Source organism: Vibrio sp. 10N.222.55.B11 (genome assembly GCF_041473705.1).
Taxonomy (GTDB): Bacteria; Pseudomonadota; Gammaproteobacteria; order Enterobacterales; family Vibrionaceae; genus Vibrio; species Vibrio crassostreae_C.
Window position 1 is genome coordinate 32,167 of sequence record NZ_JBFRST010000035.1, and the last position, 22,059, is coordinate 54,225.

General features: G+C 44.5%; 20 protein-coding genes. 10 read left to right on the top strand and 10 right to left on the bottom strand.

Going from position 1 to position 22,059, the window contains the following annotated elements:
* The first annotated feature begins 4 nt into the window (after positions 1 to 4).
* From AB4503_RS12130 to cobB, 6 genes are all read left to right on the top strand, one after another.
* Positions 5 to 2,860 carry a formate dehydrogenase subunit alpha gene (locus tag AB4503_RS12130; RefSeq protein WP_372114810.1) on the top strand — a complete coding sequence of 952 codons (2,856 nt, stop codon included), beginning with the start codon at positions 5 to 7 and terminating at the stop codon, positions 2,858 to 2,860.
* 11 nt (positions 2,861 to 2,871) lie between these two features.
* A complete protein-coding gene (gene fdh3B, locus AB4503_RS12135; protein WP_004742271.1) occupies positions 2,872 to 3,480 on the top strand; it encodes a formate dehydrogenase FDH3 subunit beta in 609 nt (202 codons plus the stop codon).
* Positions 3,481 to 3,493: 13 nt separating this feature from the next.
* Positions 3,494 to 4,567, top strand: coding sequence for a formate dehydrogenase subunit gamma (locus AB4503_RS12140; protein ID WP_017068194.1), 1,074 nt, complete (start codon positions 3,494 to 3,496; stop codon positions 4,565 to 4,567).
* A complete protein-coding gene (locus AB4503_RS12145; protein ID WP_017112083.1) occupies positions 4,551 to 4,967 on the top strand; it encodes a hypothetical protein in 417 nt (138 codons plus the stop codon). The genes AB4503_RS12140 and AB4503_RS12145 overlap by 17 nt, the downstream gene beginning before the upstream one ends.
* Positions 4,968 to 5,343: 376 nt before the next feature.
* On the top strand, positions 5,344 to 6,564 hold the full coding sequence (locus tag AB4503_RS12150; protein ID WP_017059625.1) for an ammonium transporter: 1,221 nt from the start codon (positions 5,344 to 5,346) through the stop codon (positions 6,562 to 6,564).
* Positions 6,565 to 6,820: 256 nt separating this feature from the next.
* Positions 6,821 to 7,555: a Sir2 family NAD+-dependent deacetylase gene (cobB, locus tag AB4503_RS12155; protein ID WP_372114815.1), complete on the top strand. Its 735-nt coding sequence runs from the start codon at positions 6,821 to 6,823 to the stop codon at positions 7,553 to 7,555.
* 94 nt (positions 7,556 to 7,649) lie between these two features.
* Here the strand turns inward: cobB and AB4503_RS12160 are convergent, their stop codons facing one another.
* The 5 genes from AB4503_RS12160 to potA all read right to left on the bottom strand — a co-directional run bounded on the left by AB4503_RS12160 (position 7,650) and on the right by potA (position 12,808).
* On the bottom strand, positions 7,650 to 8,687 hold the full coding sequence (locus tag AB4503_RS12160; protein WP_017059627.1) for an extracellular solute-binding protein: 1,038 nt from the start codon (positions 8,685 to 8,687) through the stop codon (positions 7,650 to 7,652).
* A 210-nt stretch (positions 8,688 to 8,897) separates the two neighbouring features.
* Complete coding sequence (locus AB4503_RS12165) at positions 8,898 to 9,932, bottom strand: extracellular solute-binding protein (protein ID WP_017059628.1); 1,035 nt, start codon at positions 9,930 to 9,932, stop codon at positions 8,898 to 8,900.
* A gap of 149 nt (positions 9,933 to 10,081) precedes the next feature.
* The gene (gene potC, locus AB4503_RS12170) at positions 10,082 to 10,852 is read right to left on the bottom strand and encodes a spermidine/putrescine ABC transporter permease PotC (RefSeq protein ID WP_017059629.1); all 771 of its coding nucleotides are present in this window, start codon (positions 10,850 to 10,852) and stop codon (positions 10,082 to 10,084) included.
* Positions 10,852 to 11,709 carry a spermidine/putrescine ABC transporter permease PotB gene (gene potB / locus AB4503_RS12175; RefSeq protein ID WP_017059630.1) on the bottom strand — a complete coding sequence of 286 codons (858 nt, stop codon included), beginning with the start codon at positions 11,707 to 11,709 and terminating at the stop codon, positions 10,852 to 10,854. Before potB ends, potC begins: the two co-directional genes overlap by 1 nt.
* A complete protein-coding gene (gene potA, locus AB4503_RS12180) occupies positions 11,693 to 12,808 on the bottom strand; it encodes a spermidine/putrescine ABC transporter ATP-binding protein PotA (RefSeq protein WP_372114817.1) in 1,116 nt (371 codons plus the stop codon). Before potA ends, potB begins: the two co-directional genes overlap by 17 nt.
* 329 nt (positions 12,809 to 13,137) lie before the next feature.
* Here potA and AB4503_RS12185 point away from each other — a divergent pair, with 329 nt between their 5' ends.
* From AB4503_RS12185 to ttcA, 4 genes are all read left to right on the top strand, one after another.
* The gene (locus tag AB4503_RS12185) at positions 13,138 to 13,953 is read left to right on the top strand and encodes a hypothetical protein (protein WP_371724613.1); all 816 of its coding nucleotides are present in this window, start codon (positions 13,138 to 13,140) and stop codon (positions 13,951 to 13,953) included.
* Entirely contained in the window at positions 13,946 to 14,797 is an 852-nt protein-coding gene (locus AB4503_RS12190; RefSeq protein ID WP_372114820.1) for a glucosaminidase domain-containing protein, read from the top strand. Before AB4503_RS12185 ends, AB4503_RS12190 begins: the two co-directional genes overlap by 8 nt.
* A 122-nt stretch (positions 14,798 to 14,919) precedes the next feature.
* Positions 14,920 to 15,570: a DUF2987 domain-containing protein gene (locus AB4503_RS12195; RefSeq protein WP_017063862.1), complete on the top strand. Its 651-nt coding sequence runs from the start codon at positions 14,920 to 14,922 to the stop codon at positions 15,568 to 15,570.
* Positions 15,571 to 15,872: 302 nt separating this feature from the next.
* Positions 15,873 to 16,766 carry a tRNA 2-thiocytidine(32) synthetase TtcA gene (gene ttcA, locus AB4503_RS12200; RefSeq protein ID WP_017059635.1) on the top strand — a complete coding sequence of 298 codons (894 nt, stop codon included), beginning with the start codon at positions 15,873 to 15,875 and terminating at the stop codon, positions 16,764 to 16,766.
* A gap of 103 nt (positions 16,767 to 16,869) precedes the next feature.
* Here the strand turns inward: ttcA and uspE are convergent, their stop codons facing one another.
* From uspE to AB4503_RS12225, 5 genes are all read right to left on the bottom strand, one after another.
* Positions 16,870 to 17,820 carry a universal stress protein UspE gene (gene uspE / locus AB4503_RS12205; RefSeq protein ID WP_017070547.1) on the bottom strand — a complete coding sequence of 317 codons (951 nt, stop codon included), beginning with the start codon at positions 17,818 to 17,820 and terminating at the stop codon, positions 16,870 to 16,872.
* Between the two features lie 132 nt (positions 17,821 to 17,952).
* On the bottom strand, positions 17,953 to 18,699 hold the full coding sequence (locus AB4503_RS12210) for an FNR family transcription factor (RefSeq protein ID WP_017059637.1): 747 nt from the start codon (positions 18,697 to 18,699) through the stop codon (positions 17,953 to 17,955).
* 86 nt (positions 18,700 to 18,785) lie between these two features.
* Positions 18,786 to 19,460 carry a sulfite exporter TauE/SafE family protein gene (locus AB4503_RS12215; protein ID WP_372114823.1) on the bottom strand — a complete coding sequence of 225 codons (675 nt, stop codon included), beginning with the start codon at positions 19,458 to 19,460 and terminating at the stop codon, positions 18,786 to 18,788.
* Positions 19,450 to 19,686 (bottom strand): cbb3-type cytochrome oxidase assembly protein CcoS, encoded by a 237-nt coding sequence (gene ccoS, locus AB4503_RS12220; RefSeq protein WP_248369525.1) that lies wholly within the window; start codon positions 19,684 to 19,686, stop codon positions 19,450 to 19,452. The genes AB4503_RS12215 and ccoS overlap by 11 nt, the downstream gene beginning before the upstream one ends.
* On the bottom strand, positions 19,686 to 22,058 hold the full coding sequence (locus AB4503_RS12225; RefSeq protein WP_372114826.1) for a heavy metal translocating P-type ATPase: 2,373 nt from the start codon (positions 22,056 to 22,058) through the stop codon (positions 19,686 to 19,688). Before AB4503_RS12225 ends, ccoS begins: the two co-directional genes overlap by 1 nt.
* Between the last annotated feature and the right edge of the window lies 1 nt (position 22,059).

Sequence of the window (22,059 nt, forward strand, 5' to 3'; positions counted from 1 at the left end):
ACGGATGAAACTTGTCAAACGCTCCGATAGTGTGAGCAAAGAAACCAATCAACTGGGTGTGTCTCGACGTGCCTTCATGAAAAACACCTCTCTAGCGGCTGGTGGTGCGGTAGTAGGCGCTGGTCTATTCGCTCCGGGTATGATGAAAAAGGCACAAGCTAAGTCAGTCGACCCTGAAGCGAAAACAGAAGTGAAACGCACTATCTGTTCCCACTGTTCTGTGGGTTGTGGTATTTACGCTGAAGTTCAAAACGGTGTTTGGACGGGTCAAGAGCCTGCATTCGATCACCCATTCAACGCTGGTGGACACTGTGCGAAAGGCGCAGCTCTGCGTGAGCACGGCCACGGTGAACGTCGTCTTAAGTACCCAATGAAATTGGAAGGCGGTAAGTGGAAGAAGCTTTCTTGGGAACAAGCGATTGAAGAGATCGGTAACAAAGCGCTAGAACTTCGTAAAGAGTCTGGCCCTGATTCAGTTTACTTCCTAGGTAGTGCGAAACACAGTAACGAGCAAGCTTATGCATTCCGTAAGATGGCTTCGCTTTGGGGCACCAACAACGTTGACCACCAAGCACGTATTTGTCACTCAACCACAGTAGCCGGTGTTGCGAACACTTGGGGTTACGGTGCAATGACAAACTCGTTCAATGACATGCACAACTGTAAATCGATGCTGTTCATTGGTTCGAACCCAGCAGAAGCTCACCCGGTTGCGATGCAGCACATCTTGATCGCGAAAGAGAAGAACAACTGTAAGATCGTTGTTGCGGATCCTCGTCGTACGCGTACTGCTGCGAAATCTGATCACTATGTTTCTCTTCGCCCAGGTTCAGACGTTGCGTTTATCTGGGGTGTGTTATGGCATGTCTTTGCTAACAAATGGGAAGACCAAGAGTTCATCCGCCAACGTGTATTCGGCATGGACGAGATCCGTGAAGAAGTCGCGAAGTGGAGCCCAGCTGAAGTTGAGCGCGTTACTGGCGTAAGTGAACAAGACGTTTACCACACAGCAAAACTGCTTTCTGAAAACCGTCCGGGTTGTATCGTTTGGTGTATGGGTGGTACTCAACACACGACGGGTAACAACAACACACGTGCTTACTGTGTACTTGAGCTTGCGCTAGGTAACATCGGCAAGTCAGGCGGCGGTGCAAACATCTTCCGTGGTCACGATAACGTACAGGGCGCAACTGACCTTGGCGTACTGTCAGACACACTTCCAGGCTACTACGGCTTGTCTGAAGGTTCTTGGCGTCACTGGTCAAAAGTTTGGGATATCGACTTTGACTGGGTGAAAGGCCGTTTCGACGACAACGCATACGGCGGTCAAAAACCAATGAACAGTGCAGGTATTCCTGTATCTCGTTGGGTTGATGGCGTACTTGAAGACAAAGACAAGATTCGCCAACGCGAAAACATCCGTGCCATGTTCTACTGGGGTCACGCGGTGAACTCTCAGACTCGTGGTCCAGAGATGAAAAAAGCGATGCAGAAGCTGGATATGATGGTTATTGTTGACCCATACCCAACGGTTGCAGCGGTAATGAATGATCGTACCGACGGCGTTTACCTGCTACCAGCAACGACTCAGTTTGAAACCTACGGCAGTGTAACGGCGTCAAACCGTTCTCTACAGTGGCGTGACAAGGTTGTTGATCCTCTATTCGAATCTAAACCTGACCACGAAATCATGTACCTGCTTTCTAAGAAGCTTGGTTTCTCTGATCAGCTGTTCAAAAACATCCGTGTTGAGAACAACCAACCACTGATTGAAGATATTACACGTGAATTCAACAAAGGTATGTGGACAATCGGCTACACAGGCCAAAGCCCTGAGCGTTTGAAAGAACACCAACAGAATTGGCACACATTCCACAAAACGTCTCTAGAAGCAGAAGGCGGTCCAGCAAATGGCGAGACTTACGGTCTACCTTGGCCATGTTGGGGCACACCAGAGATGAAACATCCGGGTACACACATCCTTTACGATACGTCTAAGACGGTTGCTGAAGGTGGTGGTAACTTCCGTACTCGTTTTGGTGTTGAGTTTGAAGGTCAAAGCCTACTGGCAGAAGACAGCTACTCGAAAGGCTGTGAGATCAAAGACGGCTACCCAGAGTTCAGTGACAAACTACTGAAACAACTGGGTTGGTGGGATGATCTAACTGCAGAAGAGAAAGCGGCTGCTGAAGGCAAAAACTGGAAGACTGACGTTTCAGGTGGTATCCAACGTGTGGCAATTAAACACGGCTGTATCCCATTTGGTAATGCGAAAGCACGTGCGATTGTTTGGACATTCCCAGACCGTGTACCACTGCACCGTGAGCCACTTTACACGCCACGTCGCGACCTAGTTGCTGATTACCCAACGTGGGACGACAAAGAAGCTATCTTCCGTGTTCCTACGCTTTACAAGTCGATTCAAGAGCAAGACAAATCTGGTGAATACCCGATTATCCTGACCTCTGGTCGTTTGGTTGAGTACGAAGGTGGTGGTGAAGAAACCCGTTCTAACCCTTGGCTAGCAGAACTACAGCAAGAGATGTTTGTTGAAGTGAACCCGAAAGATGCAAACGACATCGGCTTTAAAGACGGTGACGATGTTTGGGTTGAGGGTGCAGAGAAGGGCCGTATTAAGGTGAAAGCGATGGTTACACGTCGTGTGAAACCGGGTCTGGCATTCATCCCATTCCACTTCGGTGGTAAGTTCCAAGGCGAAGATTTGCGTTCTAAATACCCAGAAGGCACTGATCCTTACGTTATTGGTGAAGCTGCTAACACAGCAACCACATACGGTTACGACCCTGTCACGTTGATGCAGGAAACGAAAGTAACCCTTTGTAATATTCGTAAAGCGTAAGGAGTCTTAAAATGGCTAGAATGAAATTTCTTTGTGACACCAAGCGTTGTATCGAATGTAACGGTTGTGTCACTGCATGTAAGAATGAAAATGATGATGCTCTGGAATGGGGTATTCAACGTCGCCGCGTTGTCACACTGAACGATGGCGAACCGGGTGAAAACTCTATCTCAGTCGCATGTATGCACTGTACTGATGCCCCTTGTATGGCAGTTTGCCCGGCAGACTGTTTTGAACATACGGAAGACGGCATCGTACTTCACAATAAAGATCTGTGTATCGGTTGTGGTTACTGCTTGTTTGCTTGTCCGTTTGGCGCACCTCAATTTCCTAAACAGGAAGCCTTTGGTGAGCGCGGTAAAATGGACAAATGTACCTTCTGTGCTGGCGGCCCAGAAACAGAGCCAGGTTCTGTTGAAGAGCGTCAAAAATACGGTGCGAACCGTATTGCTGAAGGCAAACTGCCAATGTGTGCTTCGCTTTGTTCAACTAAGGCACTGCTAGCGGGTGACGCAGAGAAAGTTTCTGATGTTTTCCGTCAGCGTGTTGTTGAACGTGGTGCGAAAGGTGCAGGTTGGACAGACGGCAACGACCTTTCTTACGATGCGACTAAGAGCTAAGTAGGAGAGACATATGCTTACAATGTTTAAGCGTCTCTTCCTTGTAGTGCTGCCAATGTTGGCAGCACTAACAATGCTTTCTCCTATGAGTCATGCATCTGAGACGAACTCATCACAAACTCAATCGAGCTCTGCTCAACGAGAAATCACACAACTTGCTGGCGCCGATTTTTGGCGACAAGTGAGAAACGGTGAGGAAGGTTACACCACATCTCAATCAGCTGAGCATGGTGTGTTGATCAGTACTCCAGGTCAAACGTGGTACATATTGAAAGAGAAGTGGATGTCACCAGCCGGTGCTGTCGCTATCTTTGGCAGTATTGCTTTCGTGACTTTGATGTACGTTGTGATTGGCCCGCTAATGCTAAGCGCGCCAAGAACAGGCCGTAAGATCAAACGTTGGTCTCGACTAGACCGTGCCTTGCACTGGAGTATGGCGTTTACCTTCTTAACACTGGCGTTCAGTGGTTTGATGTTGGTTTACGGTAAGCACTTCTTGAAGCCGTACATTCCAACAGACCTTTGGGGCTTCATCGTTCTATTGGCGAAGCAATACCACAACTACATCGGCCCGATTTTCTATGTGCTGTTGATGGCTGTTCTCATCAAGTGGTGGCGCAAGTCTATTTTCAAGATGGTCGATGTACAGTGGTTCATGAAACTGGGCGGTATGGTTGGGAAACATAAAGGTTCTCATCCATCTGCAGAGTTTTCGAACGCGGGTGAAAAAGCGCTGTTCTGGCTATTGATTGTAATGGGTAGTGTGGCTGCGATCAGTGGCTTGGTTTTAGACTTCCCAATCTTCGGTCAAACGCGTCGTGATATGGAGCTTTCAAACCTAGTCCACATGTTGGCTGCTTTGATCCTTATCTGTGGCTTTGTGTTCCACATCTACATCGGCTTGTTCGGTATGGAAGGGGCACTAGAAGGCATGGTAACAGGCGAAGTTGATGAGACTTGGGCTAAAGAGCACCATGATCTTTGGTACAAAGAAGTGATGGAACAAGAGAAAAACGGCGTTGAACAAAGCGCTAACGCAGCAACAGAGAAAACGGAAGGGGTGAATAAGAATGAACAAACCTCATAAAGGTATTTGGGTCGCTTACATACTAAGCTGCTTTACGCCATTTACTTGTCTTATCTCTGGTGTGATTGCGATTATCTACGCGGGTTATCGTTTAGACAAAGGCGAAGATGGCGAAGTAGTGGATACTCATTACTACGGATTAATTCGCTCTTTCTTCTTGAACCTGACGTTCTTCGTCGTTCTTATCGTAACGGTAGCGACCTCTAACGGGGTGTTAATCGGTGTGAACGATTACTGGTATCAAAACCATATTATCGATGACATCGCTTACTACATTCCGTATGTAGGCATGCTGTTTGGTGGTGTTGCGATTGTGGTCTGGTTTATCCGCATGTATCAAGGTATGCAGCGTTTAAGTCAAAACCTACCGCAAAACCCGACAACAGGTCCAAACTTGTAGTCGAGTATCGGCTCACTAGATAGCGAATTATCTAGCACAATAGTCCTTTTGAAAGCCCAATGATTTCGGTCATTGGGCTTTTTGTTTCTAATCAGCAACGAAACTTAATGAAGCATAGTATTGACCGCTTCAATATGGTGCAACTCCCTTAATTGGTGCAATTCTTGTTTCCATTTTCACGCTCATTAAGAACCAAGAAAGTGCACCGATAAATTTATTATCAATTAATCAGTAAGTTAAAAGCAAAAACTGTTGCACGAAAATTACACCACACACTTGGAACGCATCTTGCGTTCACTGTTGAGTCTTTAATTAATTACAACATTGAATCGCACGATATCAGTGCAAATCAAATAAAGCGAAGGAGAATGCTTTAATGAGTGAAACGGTGACTCAAGTTCATAGTGCAGTACAAACCCTTACCCAAAGTTCAGATACTTTATTCCTATTACTCGGCGCCATCATGGTTTTCTTGATGCACGCTGGCTTTGCATTTCTAGAAGTCGGTACCGTTCGAAAGAAGAACCAAGTCAACGCGCTGGTTAAGATCCTTTCCGACTTTGGTGTCTCCGCCATTGCTTACTTCTTTATCGGTTACTGGGTTGCTTACGGTGCACACTTTTTTGCAGACGCAGAAACACTTTCGCAAGGCAACGGATATGAACTGGTTAAGTTCTTCTTCCTAATGACATTCGCAGCGGCAATTCCTGCGATTGTTTCTGGTGGTATCGCAGAGCGTGCTCGTTTCTATCCAATTTTGATTGCGACACTGTTTACGGTTGGTTTCATCTATCCATTTTTTGAAGGCATCATTTGGAACGGCAACTTTGGATTCCAAGATTGGCTAGAAGGTCAGTTTGGTTACGTGTTCCATGACTTCGCAGGCTCGGTAGTGGTTCACGGCGTAGGTGGTTGGATTGCTTTGGTCGCAGTTTACTTCTTAGGGATGCGTAAAGGTCGAATCCGTGCAGGCAAACACACCAACTTCGCACCATCGAATATCCCATTCTTAGCACTAGGCTCTTGGATCTTATGTGTGGGTTGGTTTGGCTTTAACGTGATGTCAGCTCAAGCGATCAATGGCATCAGCGGTCTCGTGGCAATGAACTCTCTCATGGCCATGGTTGGCGGTATTCTTGCGGCTCTAATTGCAGGTAAAAATGACCCGGGCTTCATCCACAATGGTCCTTTGGCTGGTCTCGTCGCTATCTGTGCGGGCTCAGATTTGATGCACCCACTTGGCGCTTTGGTGACGGGCGGTGTGGCAGGTGCGCTGTTTGTTTACCTATTTACTTATATGCAAAACAAAACACAGATCGATGATGTACTGGGTGTATGGCCTCTACACGGCGTATGTGGTGCCTGGGGTGGCGTTGCTGCTGGTATCTTCGGCCAACAAGCTTTCTGGGGTCTAGGCGGCGTGAGCTTTGCTTCTCAGTTGATTGGTACAGTCGCAGGTGTTGCTGTTGCTTTCGTCGGCGCGTTAATCGTATACGGTGTGTTGAGCAAACTAACAGGCCTACGCTTAAGTGAAGAAGATGAATTCAACGGTGCGGATCTTTCTATCCATAAGATCTCTTCTATCAACGAAGACTAACGTTGTTCACTTGGTGGGGTAAAGCACATCAAGTAGACAACTGTTGAACAGAACTAAGCGGCTTCGGTCGCTTTTTTGTTTCTATGGATAGCAAAACAGAGAATTTGAGTAACAACAACCACAACTATCAAGCGAGTTATGTCACAAATAGCCAATGAATTCAGTTGCCTAAGACTATGGTCTAATCCCCAAAACTATTGTTGGAATTTGAACAGTGCTAAGCTGTTACAAAGTGACATATCTAAAAGGACGTTATATGCATTTCCCATATCGAAATATCGTAATTCTTACTGGCGCTGGCATCTCTGCAGAGTCGGGGATACAAACATTCCGAGCACAAGACGGGCTATGGGAAAACCACAAAATCGAAGATGTAGCGACGCCTGAAGGGTTCGCAAAAGATCCTGACTTGGTACAAGCCTTCTATAACAAGCGTCGTCACGGCCTGCAAAGTGAGAGCATTCAGCCCAATTCAGCCCACAAGGCGCTAGGAGAGCTCGAAGACAAGCTTGATGGCAAAGTTACCATCATTACTCAAAACATCGACAATTTGCACGAGAGAGGCGGTAGCAACAACATTATTCACATGCATGGTGAACTTTTAAAAGCGCGTTGCAGTGAATCCAATCAAGTTGTAGAGCACAAAGGCGATATTGAAACGGGTGAACTTTGTCATTGCTGCCAAATCCCTGCACAAATGCGTCCACATATTGTTTGGTTTGGCGAAATGCCACTAAGAATGGGCGACATTTATTCCGCACTGGAAGAAGCGGATCTGTTTATCTCTATCGGAACTTCAGGTGTTGTTTATCCAGCGGCAGGCTTTGTTCACGATGCGAAAATGCATGGTGCACATACTATCGAGATAAACCTCGAACCAAGTGCGGTTGAAAGTGAATTTGAAGAGAAGCGCTACGGCAAGGCGAGTATCGAGGTGCCTAAACTGGTTGGCGAGTTATTATGTTCAGAGAAAGGTTCTTTAACGGCCTAAGCCTTGTCTTTAATAACACACATCAGTTTCTGAATCTGAAAAAATAAAGCGGCTTACGCCGCTTTATTTACTTAACTTCTTAACTAACAATAACTTAGTTGTTTACTTTAAGTTTTTGGAAGTACTCGTCATAAATAACGCTCGCTTCACCAACTTCATCTTGCCACACACCGTTATCCATCACTGATTGTGGTGGGAAAACGTTCTTGTCTTCAGCAAATTCTTTAGGAAGAAGAGGGTAAGCGGTTTTAACTGGTGTCGGGTAACCGATCTCTAGAGCAATTTTCGCAGCGTTCTCTGGGCGAAGAAGGAAGTCGATCATCTTATGAGCCGCTTCAGTGTTCTTAGCGCCTGCTGGAATTGCTAGGCTGTCCATCCAGAAGATAGCGCCTTTTTCTGGCCAGATAATGTCAATCGTTGCGCCTTCTTGGCGTGCCATGTAAGCAGAACCATTCCAAAGCATACCAAGAGACACTTCACCTGCTAGGTAAGGGTTCGCTGGGAAATCTGAGTTAAATACCAATACGTTTGGCATTAGCTTACGAAGTTCTTCGTAGGCTTCTTTGATTTCTTCAGGGTTAGTCGTGTTTGGAGAGTAGCCCAGTTTAGATAGAGCGATATGGAAAACCTCACGAGAGTCATCCATCATCATCAGTTGACCTTCCCACTGCGTATCCCACAGATCGCCCCAGTTTTTAACTGAAGACTTGTCTAGCATGTCTGAGTTGATACCAATACCCGTCGCACCCCAGATGTATGGGATTGAGTAGTTGTTATTTGGGTCAAATGGCTTATCTAAGTAATTTGGATCCAAATCTGCAAAGTGGCTTAGCTTGGTTTTATCAAGCTCTTGAAGCATGCCTTCTTTACGCATCTTAGAAACGAAGTAAGTAGAAGGAACCACTAAGTCGTAACCCGTACCTTGAGTTTTTAACTTAGCGTACATGCTTTCGTTAGACTCATAAGTTGAGTAGTAGACTTTAATGCCCGTCTCTTCTGTGAAGTCTTCTAGTACTTCATTTGGAATATATTCAGACCAGTTGTAAAAATACAGTTCTTGGTCAGCTGCGAAAGAGGGTGTAGAAAGTAAAGTAGCAGCACACAATGCGCCGGTATACAGTGTTTTTTTCATTACTGTTCCGTTCATTTGTTTGATTTGGAGCTGGGTAGTGAACCCAAGGTAAAGGATTTCGAAAAATCGCGCTATATTATAGCAGCGATATAATAAAATAGGCAGCCTAAGCTGCCTATTCATTGATATTCTTATTTTTAACTTATTGATTATCTACGTTGACCTGTTAAGTAAACTGGTTACTTAGCCACAGTTAGATAATAAGCTAAATTACTGACCTGCTTTAAGTTTCATGAAGTAATCTTCGTACTTCACTGTCTTATCGCCAACCGCAGCTTGCCATTCAACACGATCAAGGTCTTCTTGCGATGGGAATAGCGCAGGGCTATCTTTGAACTTCTCGTTAGACGCTTTAACGGCCGTTAGGTAGCCTGTGTCACGAGAAATTTGCTCAGCAATTTCAGGGCGAAGTAGGAAATCAATCATCTTATGAGCTGCTTCTACGTTTACCGCACCAGAGCTAATCGCAAAGTTATCAACCCAACCGATACCGCCTTCTTTAGGGAAAACCAGTTTGATTGGTAGACCTTCGTTTTGCGCTGCAGCAGCAGAACCGTTCCACAGCATACCAAGACCCACTTCACCAGACATGTAAGGCGCGCCTGGGTTGTCTGAGTTAAATACTAGAACGTTTGGCATAAGCTTTTGTAGCTCAGCGTACGCTTCGTCGATCTCTTTTTCGTTGGTTGTGTTACCAGAGTAACCTAACTTACGCAGTGCGATGTGGAACACTTCACGAGTGTCGTCCATCATCATCAGTTGACCTTCAAGCTCTGGCTTCCATAGATCAGCCCAGCTTTGGAAATCTTCTGGATCGTACATGTCAGTGTTAACAGCAAGACCTGTGATCGCAACTACGTGTGGAATAGAGTAGTCGTTGCTTGGGTCGTACGGCTTATCTAGATAGTTAGTATCTAGATTCTTGAAGTTGTTCAGCTTAGTTTTGTCGATCTTTTGTAGCATACCTTCGTCACGCATCTTAGATACGAAGTAAGTCGACGGCACAACTAGATCATAGCCTTTGTTGTGTGTTTTTAGCTTTGCGTACAGGGTTTCGTTCGACTCGTAAGTCGAGTAGATCACCTTGATACCAGTTTCATCAGTGAACTGTTCTAGAATCTCACTGTTGATGTAAGGTCCCCAATTCATGAATACCAATTCTTTGTTATCTTTTGCAAATGATGGTGCAGATAACATTGAAAGCGCACATGCACTACCAGCTAATAGAGTAGCCCATTTTTTCATTGACGTTAGCTCCAAACTAAACGTTGCCCGAAGGCAGTAGATAGAAAAACAGAATGGCAATTTACCATTCTGTTTATGATTAACACTTTTTTTGAACTTGAAGTCTCTTAACTTCTTAATCAAGCCAGTCTCTATATAGAGTAGGAGACTTACTTGATTTTTTCTCTCGCTAATGACTGAGAAATGATCACCAGTATTAACGACACCACTAACATCACTGTTGCTAGGGCGTTTACCTCAGGAGAGATACCCACTTTAACCATTGAGTAAATCTTCAGTGGTAAGATTTCATACGTTGGGCCGGTTACGAAAGAGCTAATGATTACATCGTCCAAAGACAGAGTGAAGCTCAATAACCAACCCGCAGCAACCGCTGGCTTAGCAAGAGGCAGAATGATCTGTTTTAGAATCGTCCATTCACTTGCACCTAAGTCTTTTGCTGCTTCTAGCATCTTCACATCAAAGCCATTCAAGCGACTGTATACCGTTACTACAACAAACGGTAGACAGAAGGTAATGTGAGCAGCAAGTAGGGTAAAGAACCCAAGTTGAACACCCATTACCAAGAATAGCGCAAGAAGCGAAATCGCCATTACGATATCTGGAGACATCATTACGATGAACAGCATGCCATTTACGATGCCTTTCCCTTTAAATTGGTAACGGAATAGGGCTACTGCTGTAAGGCTCCCGACAATCGTTGCGGCTGTTGCTGAGAACACCGCTACGTTGATCGAGTGCCACGCAGCCTGCATTAGGCTGTCGTTGTTAATAAGCGCGTCATACCATTTAGTGGTGAAGCCACCCCATTTCATACCAAACTTATTGGCATTAAACGAGTTAGCGATCAATACGATAATAGGTAGGTATAGAAAGGCGTATACCAGCGCCATAAAGCTGAACTTAACTGTGCGCCCCATTAGTCTAGCTCCACTTTCTTGTTCAATAGCTTACCTGCTCGGTAGTAGGCATACAGCATCACAGCCATTGCCATGGTCAGTGCGATACTCGTCGCTGCGCCAAACGGCCAGTCTCGAGCGTTGAGCACTTGGCTCTTAATCACGTTACCAATCAATAGGTTCTTAGCTCCGCCTAATAGGTCAGAGATGTAGAACATACCTAACGCTGGCAGTAGCACTAACAAACAGCCGCCAATAATGCCCGGCATTGTTAGTGGTAGTACCACTTTCAATAGCGTTTGCAGTTTGTTCGCACCTAAATCTTTAGCCGCTTCTAAATACGTATCGTCCAGTTTTTCAATCGCTGAATACAGCGGCAGAATCATAAACGGAAGTAGGATGTACACTAAACCGATCATTACTGCGGTTTCTGAGTACATGATACGTAGCGGTTTATCAATGATATCTAACGCTAACAAGCTTTTGTTCAAGACACCTTGCGTACCCAGTACAATTTTTAATCCGTATGTACGAATCAAAGAGTTCGTCCAGAATGGTACTATCACTAGGAACAACATGATTGGACGCCACTTCGCCGGCATTTTTGCCACGATGTAAGCGAATGGGTAACCAATAATCAAACAAAGTAGGGTTGCGACAATTGCCATATAGAAAGAGTGCATCAACACTTTAAAATACAGCGGGTCAGCCAAACGCACGTAGTTATCGAGAGTGAAGGTCATCTCGATCAAGTTCGCTTCATCACGAGTTAAGAAGCTAGTACCAATGATCATGATGTTTGGAATCATCACGAACAACACTAACCAACCTGTGATTAAAGCAACAATTGCGTTTTGTAAATTAAACTTCTTGCTCATCTTCTAATACCACTTCCCAGCTCTCAACCCAAGTTACTGCAACTTTTTGGCCCAGTGAGTGATCAACATCAGGGTCATCTTCGTTGAAGAATTCGCTAACCATGACACGCATACCAGATTCAAGTTCTACGACTGAATCTAATGTCATGCCTTTATAGGTTCGCTCGACAATGTGGCCAACAATACCGCGTTGCTCTGACTCTTTAATTTCTTCGATTCGAAGATCTTCAGGGCGAAGCAATACTTGCAGTTTTTGACCCGGTGTTACGTCTTTATCGTGATAGATAATGGACTCTTCACCTTCGATTGTCGCAACAATGCGTTTTGAATCTTGACGAGATTTCGCTGTCGCTTCGAATACGTTAATTTCACCAATGAAACGCGCTACAAATAGGTTCTTAGGCTCTTCGTAGATCTCTCTTGGTGTTCCGTCTTGTTCAATCACGCCATCACGCATAACAATAATACGGTCAGACATAGACAGCGCCTCTTCTTGGTCATGCGTTACAAAAATGAACGTGATACCAAGTTGGCGTTGTAATTGTTTCAGCTCGATTTGCATCTGTTTACGTAGTTTGTAATCCAGAGCAGATAGAGATTCATCCAACAAAAGAACTTTAGGCTTATTAACGACAGCACGAGCGATTGCGATACGTTGCTGTTGGCCACCAGATAGCTGGTGTGGCTTTCGTTGTGCCATTTGTTCTAGGCGCACCATTTTCAAAGCATCCATTACACGAGGTTCAATCTCTCTGTTTGGAACTTTCTGCATGCGTAAGCCAAATGCCACATTGTCGAAAACGGTCATATGCGGGAATAGGGCATAGCTTTGGAATACAGTGTTTACATGCCTTTGTTCAGCAGGAACTTGGGTTACGTTTTGTTCAGCTAATAGTATTTGACCACTATCTGCCGTTTCAAAACCCGCAATCATTCTTAGCACGGTTGTTTTACCACAACCTGATGGGCCTAAAATCGTGAGAAACTCACCATGATTTACGTTTAAATCCAGATTGCCGATGACTTCCTTACCATCGAAACTTTTACTGATGCCAGTTAGCTGTACTACTGGCTTTCCTACTGATTTTTTAGCGTTCAACGTCTGTTTTTCTCCACCTTGGTTCTATTTGAGACCTGTTGCTATACACCTTTAAGGCGCGCATCATAATCACCAAAAACGTGAATTCAAAGCATTTTTTACCTTTCGAAGATAAAAAATTTCGCAGGTAAAAGTAAACATCCTTTACCATACTGTTATTTACTGGGTTTACACCCTAACAAGTGTCTAATTATTAACCATCAAGACGCAAAAGCAAGCCTTGTTACAGATTCATATTTTAGTTTGTATCCGACATATGAGTATAATGAAGGTAATTTTTTATCAATAAGTTAGGTGGCTTCGCTTAATCGGCACACCTAGGTATCAATATGAACAACGACATCGAAAAAGATTTTAATTTGGGCGGTAGTATCAACCGTGCACTTTCTGGCGATTATGAGCTCAAAGCAACGGCTGTATTCCAAGAAGCTTGGAAACATACGATAAGTCACTTTCTTTCGTTTTCCCCTGCGATTATTGCTTTGATGTTTGTGCAACTCGCTATCTTTTATATCGCACTAAAACTACAGCTTGGTGATCCCGCGGTTATCTTAGATGCAGTTATCGACCCAGAGTCGTTTACGCCACAAATCGTTGAATCGATTTTTATCGCGAACTTTAGCTATGAAGTGATCAGTGCGCCTATCTATGCGGGTATCTGTTTAATGGCAATGAGTCACGCCGCTGGCCTACAAACCAAAGTACGCCACATTGGTAAAGGCTTACAGTTTACGATTCCAGTAATTCTTGTGACTCTGTTCAGCCTGATGCTTCAAGGCATCGCAGGTATGATTCTGCCGTTCTTGTCTATCTACTTCTCACTGGCGTTCAGCCATTCGATTCTGCTGATTTGTGATAAGAAAGTGCCGCCAATGCAATCGCTGCTGCTTTCTCTGCGTGCTGTCAACAAAAAAATCTTCACCGTTGCTTCTATCTACCTATTAGTAATGCTGATGTTCATCGTCGCGGCAATGATGTACGGCATTGGCCTTATCTTCGTTTTACCTTTCTTCTTCCACGTGAAAGGGATTCTTTACCGCGAGATGTTTGGCATTAAACTCAAACTGATCGCGTCAGACAGACCAAAGAGCGACGACGACCACAACGGTAGCAACAATAAAGACCCACAGGTATTCGATGCATAACAACTCTAAATTAAGCGCAAGTAAATCACTTGCGCTAAAAGTGACAGCATTAGCCTTAGTTGGCTCGATCTCGTTAGTTGGCCCAATGCTTTACCAACAAGAAGAAGAGCGCAGGCGAGCGGGGCAAAAGGCTCCAGACTCAGAGCAAAACGTTGGTGACTTGACCGTCTCTTCTGATAAGCCAGATTTCGCAGCGATTGAAGATGTAAATAAAAAGAAAGACACCTTCTTTTCTTATCTTCGCCCAAGTATCAACATCGAAAACAAGCGAATCACCAAAGAACGTGCGTTTCTAACCAAGCTTTCAGAGACGGGGTTGAACAATGTTGACTCTGAAGACGCGTCATACGCAAAGAGACTAGGGAAGCTGTATAGCCTGCCTGTACCTTCATCGGGCTTAGATGACGCTTGGCTGAAAGAAATGTTGAATCGTGTAAACGTGCTACCTGAAGCGCTTGTGTTAACTCAGGCGGCCAATGAATCAGCTTGGGGTACATCTCGTTTCGCCACTAAAGCAAATAACTATTTTGGACACTGGTGTTACACCAAAGGTTGTGGCCTTGTTCCGCTACAACGTAACGAAGGTAGCTCGCATGAAGTCGCAACATTCTCTTCAAGCCAAGAATCCGTACATCGGTATTTCATGAACCTTAATCGTAATCGTGCTTACGCCGATCTAAGAGTGATTCGTGCAAAACTTGATGCGCAAGGTGATGATCTTTTAACAACCGCAACGGCGACAGAGCTCACCAATGGTTTGTTAAAATATTCTGAGCGAGGTTCCGACTATGTGACTGATTTACAAGCTATGATCCGTCACAACGAGGTATACTGGAAAAAGTAACTCATTTTGATACCAACTTGGTTGCCTTCGATAGTCGGCTTATACCAGTAATATCACAAAAAGAGCAGCTCATTGGCTGCTCTTTCTATTTATAAACGCTCAACTTCGACAAGATTATAATAATGAAAAAGACAGCACTCGCTTTATTAGCCTCATTAAGCCTTGGGGTTTCTCTTCCTGCTTCAGCGCAAGAATACATGTTCACGTATTCTAAGCTTTATACTCAGCTGAAAAACAACACCAAAGAAGGGCATGATGATGTCAAAGTTGCGGTCTTCTTTGTTGATCAACAAGCTCAGCAAACCTGTCACATCAGCAAAGCTTGGATGGAAAAAGAAGAGCACTACGAAGAGCTAAAAGTCTCTCCGGCCAATGAACTGCTTCTACCGGTAGATCAAAACCTACGCTCAGCAAACCCTCTTATCTTTGTACAAACTCAAGAACAGGAATGTGCGTATTCTTTTGTGGTGATGACTCAAGAGCCTTTAGCTGGCACAGTAGAAGTTGCACAGATAGAAAACCTATTGCCACAGATGCAGGCGATGCTTGAAGACGTCAGCGGTATGTTCTCTGGTTGGTTCACGCCTGATATCCAAGGGTTAACGCTGGAATTCGCTAATAAGCTTGAAGGCAACATAGAGCTTTCAAACGGCAAGCAACTACCAATCAAAGAAGGGCGAGCGAAATTCACCTTAGAAGAACTGAATGGAAGTGACAGCATCACGTTACCAGAACCAACAGTTCGCGTATTGCCGTACATTCCCGCGCAATAATTTTTAAAGGAATTATTGTTAGCAGAATCAGTCTCCAAACTTTCATGACATATCTTAAAGCAGCCTGATCGAATTAGAGCAGGCTGCTTTTCTTTATCTATGATACCAACCGAGAGCTTGTGAAGCCGCGTTTCTCTGCCGTTTAGGCGCTTATCGAACAATAAAAGCAGAATCTTTCTATTACTCAGCTTGTTTATCCGGCCGTTACTATTTCAACATCAAATAAAAATCCGTATAATCCACGCCCTAAAACAGTCCCACTAGCAATCTACAGTCGGTAATACGACGGTGTGAGAGTCGCAATGAACCAAAACGATAATAGAAAAGAAACACTTGAATTCAACAAACTTCAGAAACGTCTGAGAAGAAATGTTGGAAATGCCATCATCGACTACAACATGATCGAAGAGAATGACGTAGTAATGGCATGTATTAGTGGCGGTAAAGATTCATTTGCGATGTTAGATATTTTGCTACGTTTACGTGAAGCAGCACCGATCAAATTTGATGTTGTGGCAGTAAACCTAGATCAAAAACAACCTGGGTTCCCTGAACACATTCTTCCTGAGTACTTTGAAACGCTGAACATTCCTTACTACATCGTAGATAAAGACACGTATTCAGTGGTTAAAGAGAAAGTGCCAGAAGGTAAAACAACGTGTGGCCTATGTTCTCGTCTTCGTCGTGGTACTTTGTACTCATTCGCAGAGAAGATTGGTGCAACTAAGATCGCTCTGGGTCACCACCTAGACGACATCGTTGAGACCATGTTCCTAAACATGTTCCACGGTGCGCGCTTAAAGGCTATGCCACCAAAGCTTCGTTCAGATGATGGTCGTAACGTTGTTATTCGTCCACTGACTTACTGTCGTGAAACGGACCTAATCAAATACGCAGAACATAAAGAGTTCCCAATCATTCCTTGTAACCTATGTGGCTCTCAAGAGAATCTACAGCGTCAGAACATTAAAGCGATGCTAATTGATTGGGATAAGAAAACGCCAGGTCGTGTTGAGAAGATCTTCAAGTCAATCCAGAACGTAAGTCCAAGCCAACTGGCTGACCGCGAGCTGTTTGACTTCGTGAACCTTCCACTAGACCGTAGTGAAGACCGCAAAGCGTACGAATTCGAAGAAGCTGAAATTTCATCTTCTAACATCGATGAGTCAATGTTCATCGACGTAACGAACGTATAATAAGAATAATCGTTGTAGAGCAATAGATGCGCCTACAACAGACAAACAAAAACGCCTCAAGCAATGCTTGAGGCGTTTTTTTATAAGTTAAACTATCCCTGACCTAACCTTTCGAAAGGTTAGGGTCTAGTGGGCTGACGTAACCAGACGGTTTAAGAGCCAACACATCACAGTTAATCTTATCGATAACATGTTCCGCGGTATTACCAATAAACACGGCTGACAAGCCAGTACGACCCGTTGTACCCAGAATCACCATCGCAGCGTTATTTTCAGAAGCGACGCGAGGAATAACATCTTCTGGCAAGCCTTGTTCAACCACAGTTTGTTCTTCACACATACCGTGCTTCTGACGCAATGCTTTCATTGCCGTTAAGTGATGGCCACGAACCGCATCGGTATAAGACGTTGGATCAAACTCTGGCAGTTCAATGGTAATATTCGCAGGTGTCACAGGGTAGGCATTCACCAAGAACGGTTCCGCATCCAAACGACCGGTGATCTCTAGCAATCTGTCGACCATCGTATCGTTAAGCTCTAAATGAGCTTCTGTTTCAGAACCTACATGAACTGAAGCAAAAATCTTCGCGTGATCTGGCCAGAAATCGTTTTTAACCAATAGCACTGGGCTAGGGCACTTTCTCAACAGATGCCAATCGGTTGGAGTGAAGATGACAGATTCCAAAGTATCGTGTTTACGCGTACCTTTGATTAAGATGTCGTGCTCGCCGCTGTAAACCTCAGCAATGATCGCTTCGTACGGGCGGTTATGCCAAACCACTTGTACATTAAATTCAATAGAATCATCTAGGTAAGGTTCTGCGACTTTATTCATCCAAATTTCGCGTTGGTGAATTACGCCTTTGCGCATTGCGTCTCTTTCATCGATAGAGAGCATAGATGTCATTTCATACGAGAAGTCGTATATCGACAAAAAGAAAGTGATGTGGCTTGTTGAGGTGCTTTTCTTAGCAAGTTGGATAGCACGAACTAGAGCAGGTTGCTCATCGTGATTAATGTCTGCGACAACTAAAATTTTGTTATAGATACTCATAACTAAGCCTACTTTTCAGACCGAACATATAAATAATGTAGTGTAGTTATGGAGAGATTAAGAGAAATATAAGAGGTTTTAAGAGAGAAACATGATGTAGCTCATTATTGAACTACATCATTGATATCTAGACTATTCTTTTGAAACGCCAGCAAGTTCCATCAACGCATCGTGATCTTCGATAGTGATATATTTGCCTTTAACGCTCAAGATGTCTGCTTTTTGGAAACGGCCTAGAAGACGGCTAATTGTTTCAACAGTCAAACCAAGGTAGTTACCAATATCGCCACGAGTCATCGTTAGGCGGAACTCACGCGGGCTGAAGCCACGTTGAGAGAAGCGAGTCGAAAGGTTGTAAAGGAATGCAGCAAGGCGCTCTTCCGCGTTCTTCTTAGAAAGAAGCAGAATCATTTCTTGGTCACCTTTAATCTCATTACTCATCAGGCGCATAATTTGCTGACGCAATTTAGGCATTTTTCCTGATAGGTCATCAAGAATCTCATATGGGATTTCACATACCATAGAAGTTTCTAGCGCTTGTGCGAAACTAGGGTGTTGGTCACCAGTAATCGCATCGAAGCCAACAAGATCGCCCGCTAGGTGGAACGCAGTAATCTGCTCATCACCTTGCTCAGTAATCGTGTAGCTCTTGATCGTTCCAGAGCGAATAGCATATAGAGATTTAAGCTCGTCACCAGCTTTAAATAACTCTTGGCCTTTTTGAATAGGCTTTTTTCTCTCAATGATCTGATCAAGTTGATCGAGTTCAGATTCATTCAAAGTAAACGGAATACAGAGCTGGCTAATACTACAATCCTGGCAATGGATCGCACAGCCACCAGACTGAACACGTTTCGTCACAGGCTTTTCAGAAATCATAACAATCTTTCACTATTTGATATACGTCAATATTTTAGCATTCCTTTATCCAGTTGGGTAGTAAAAAAACCGGATTTAAAGATTGCCTATACGGTATAAATAATGAGCTGCAATGCCATATATCCGGTATAGAAACCATAAAGGAGGATTAAAATTGCGCCTAATTGGCGAAATAAGTCAGTTTGTTGCAGTTTTTTGAGGAAATTAGCGCCCATACCCACTGTGAGCATTGCCGGAAGCGTACCTAAACCGAAAGCAAGCATGATACCGGCTCCGTTATACCAACTTCCTGACACGGCTGCCCACGTAAGCATAGAGTAAACCAAGCCGCATGGCAGCCAACCCCAAATAAAGCCAAACGGCAAAGCATGGCTAGGGCGCTTCAATGGTAGAAATGATTTACCTAAAGGAGAGATATAGCGCCATAGCTTCTGTCCGACTTTTTCAAAGAACAACAAGCCGAACCACCATTTACCGATATACAAACCTAAGACGATCATAAAGCCAGCAGCAAATAATCGCAGCCAACCCAGCAGAGCGTTAAAATCGCTTAGCTGACCTATCGAAGAGATTGCACCGCCAATCACACCGCCAATCATGGCATAGCTCAGCAAACGGCCTAGGTTATAAAGTAGGGGAATAACAGGGGAAGGTTTACTGTTGCCAATCGAAAGAAGCGACGCAATACCACCACACATTCCCATGCAGTGGCCTGCGCCGATCAATCCAACAACAAAGGCTCCGATCCAATCAGGCGTCATCGTTCTTTTTGTCTACGTTAGTTTGGCTTTCGCTGTAAGCTTTCTCATTATTGACAGGTTTGCTATCAGAATGGTTGTGAGCCTTTTCGTCTTCATCAAATAGAATGTTGTGGCCTTGACGTTCTAAGTCTTCAAACTGTTCGCTCTTCACCGCCCATAGAAAAATACCAACAGCGATGCACACTAGTACAATCGCAATGGGAATCAGGATGTATAAACTTTCCATTATTTACCTTGCTCTTTTAAAAGCCTTAACGAGTTAGACACAACAATAATAGAGCTGGCAGACATGCCAACAACGGCAATGTATGGAGCAACCAAACCCGCGACAGCCAATGGAAGGATAAGTAAGTTATATCCTAATGACCAAGCTAGGTTTTCACGGATTATCTTACGCGTTTTTAATGCCAAAGTACGCGACTTAAGTAATCTATCAAGCTTATCACCCAGTAACACCATATCCGCAGAGGCTTTAGCCACATCGGTTCCGCCGCCCATAGCGACTGAAAGGTGTGCACCCGCAAGAATAGGGGCATCGTTAATACCATCGCCAACCATCATGGTAATGTCACTTGCATCTCGAGAGTTCAGGTAAGCAAGTTTATCTTCAGGTTTCGCGTTAGCAACAATATCGGTAATACCTATCTCTTCAGCAACAGGCTTCGCGTTAATCAAAGAATCGCCAGTAAGCAGAGTTGTTTTGATGCCCGCTTCTTTAAATTGCTTAATAAACTCGATGCATTCTTTACGGATTGGATCTTCATAAGTAAATGTAGCGATATGACGACCCGCCATCGACAAGTAAATGCCGTTGCTTTCCGATGGTTGAGCTTCACCTAGAATGAATTCACTACTACCAATCGCAACTTCTTGGCCATTCCACTCACCAGTGATACCTGAACCAATCACGTTATTAACTGACTCTACTTCGATATAATCTGAAATATGAGTCTTAAACGCTTTAGCGATAGGGTGGTTAGCGTGTTGTTCCAGGCTCGCCGCTACTTTGAGACAAGTGTCTTTATCAAGTTCAGCGAAGGTTTCAACTTGGCTGATACGAATATCACCCTCAGTCAATGTACCTGTTTTATCGATGATCAAGTGATTCACTTTGCACAAGGTTTCGAATACGTGGCCTTTGCGCAGCAAAATACCGAAGTTACCCATGCGAGACGTTGAACAAGTAATCGCCGTCGGTGTTGCCAGTGACAGAGCACAAGGACACGTTGCTACCAATACCGAAAGCATGATCCAGAAAGCGTCTTCTGGTCGTGTTTGGTGCCAGTAAAACCAAGTACCGAATGAGATGATTAAGATCACCGCAACAAAGTATCGAGCCACAACATCAGCAATTTCTGCAATGCGGGGTTTAGACAATTGCGCTTCGTCTTGCAGGCGAACGATGTTGGAAATCACCGAATCCGCTTTAGACGTCATTACTTCCAATTCAAATGATTCATCACCATTCAATGTGCCAGCGAAGACGGTATCGCCTTCGTTTTTGACCACATGGATAGATTCGCCAGTCAGCATCGATTCATCGATATGAATTCTGCCAGACAATACTTTGCCATCGGCAGGAATGTGTTCACCCGGTAGCACGCGAATTTGGTCGCCAACTTTTAAGGTTTTTACCGGAACTTGTTCGCCATCTAACGTTGTTGCCATAGCAGGAACAAGCTTAAGCAGGTTACCACTAGCGGCGGCTGCTTTACGACGAGCGCGCATTTCAAGGAAACGACCAAGCAGTAGGAAGAAGGTAAACATCGAGATAGATTCGAAGAAGACTTCACCTTTTTCAGTCACCGTTGCGACCAAACTTGCAACGTAAGCAAACAACAGAGCGATCGATACAGGTACATCCATACCCAATGTTCGACCTTTGAGACTACGCCACGCATTGATATAGAAAGGCAATGCAGAGTAGAGCAGAACCGGCGTTGCGAAGATTAAGCTCACCCAGCGGAAGTAGCTTTTGAATTCGGGTTCAAGGTTACCAAAGACTTCAAGATAAAGCGCCACAGCCAGCATCATGACCTGCATGGTTGCTAAACCAGCAATACCAAGACGATAGAGATAATTCTTCATCGAACGATGATAGGCGGCTTCTTGTTGATCAGCCTCAAAAGGTGCGGCTTTGTAGCCTAGGGTATGGATTGAAGACAACAGCTCGCTCAGTTTCGTCTGAGTGTTGTCCCAACTGAGCAGGGCGCGGTTAGTCGTGGTATTAACACGAATACTAACAACCCCTAACTTTGAAGAGACTTGCTTCTCAATAAGCCATGCACAAGCAGCACAAGATACACCTTCTAGTGACAATGTCACTTCAGAGGTGTTTTCAGAGTTACGGACGAACTCCAATTGAACATCTTCGTTGTCGTAATGACTAAGTGCCAGAAGTTGCTCTGGCACGAGATCCGCTTTTTCAGCTGGAGCGGTACGATATTGGTAGTAAGAGACCAAACCGCTATCAACGATTGTCTGGGCTACGGTTTCGCAACCCGGACAACACATAGGTCGCACCGATCCTAAGATTTCTACTTTAAAATCCGTTTCCGCTGGTACATCTTCACCGCAGTGATAACAGGATTCACACATA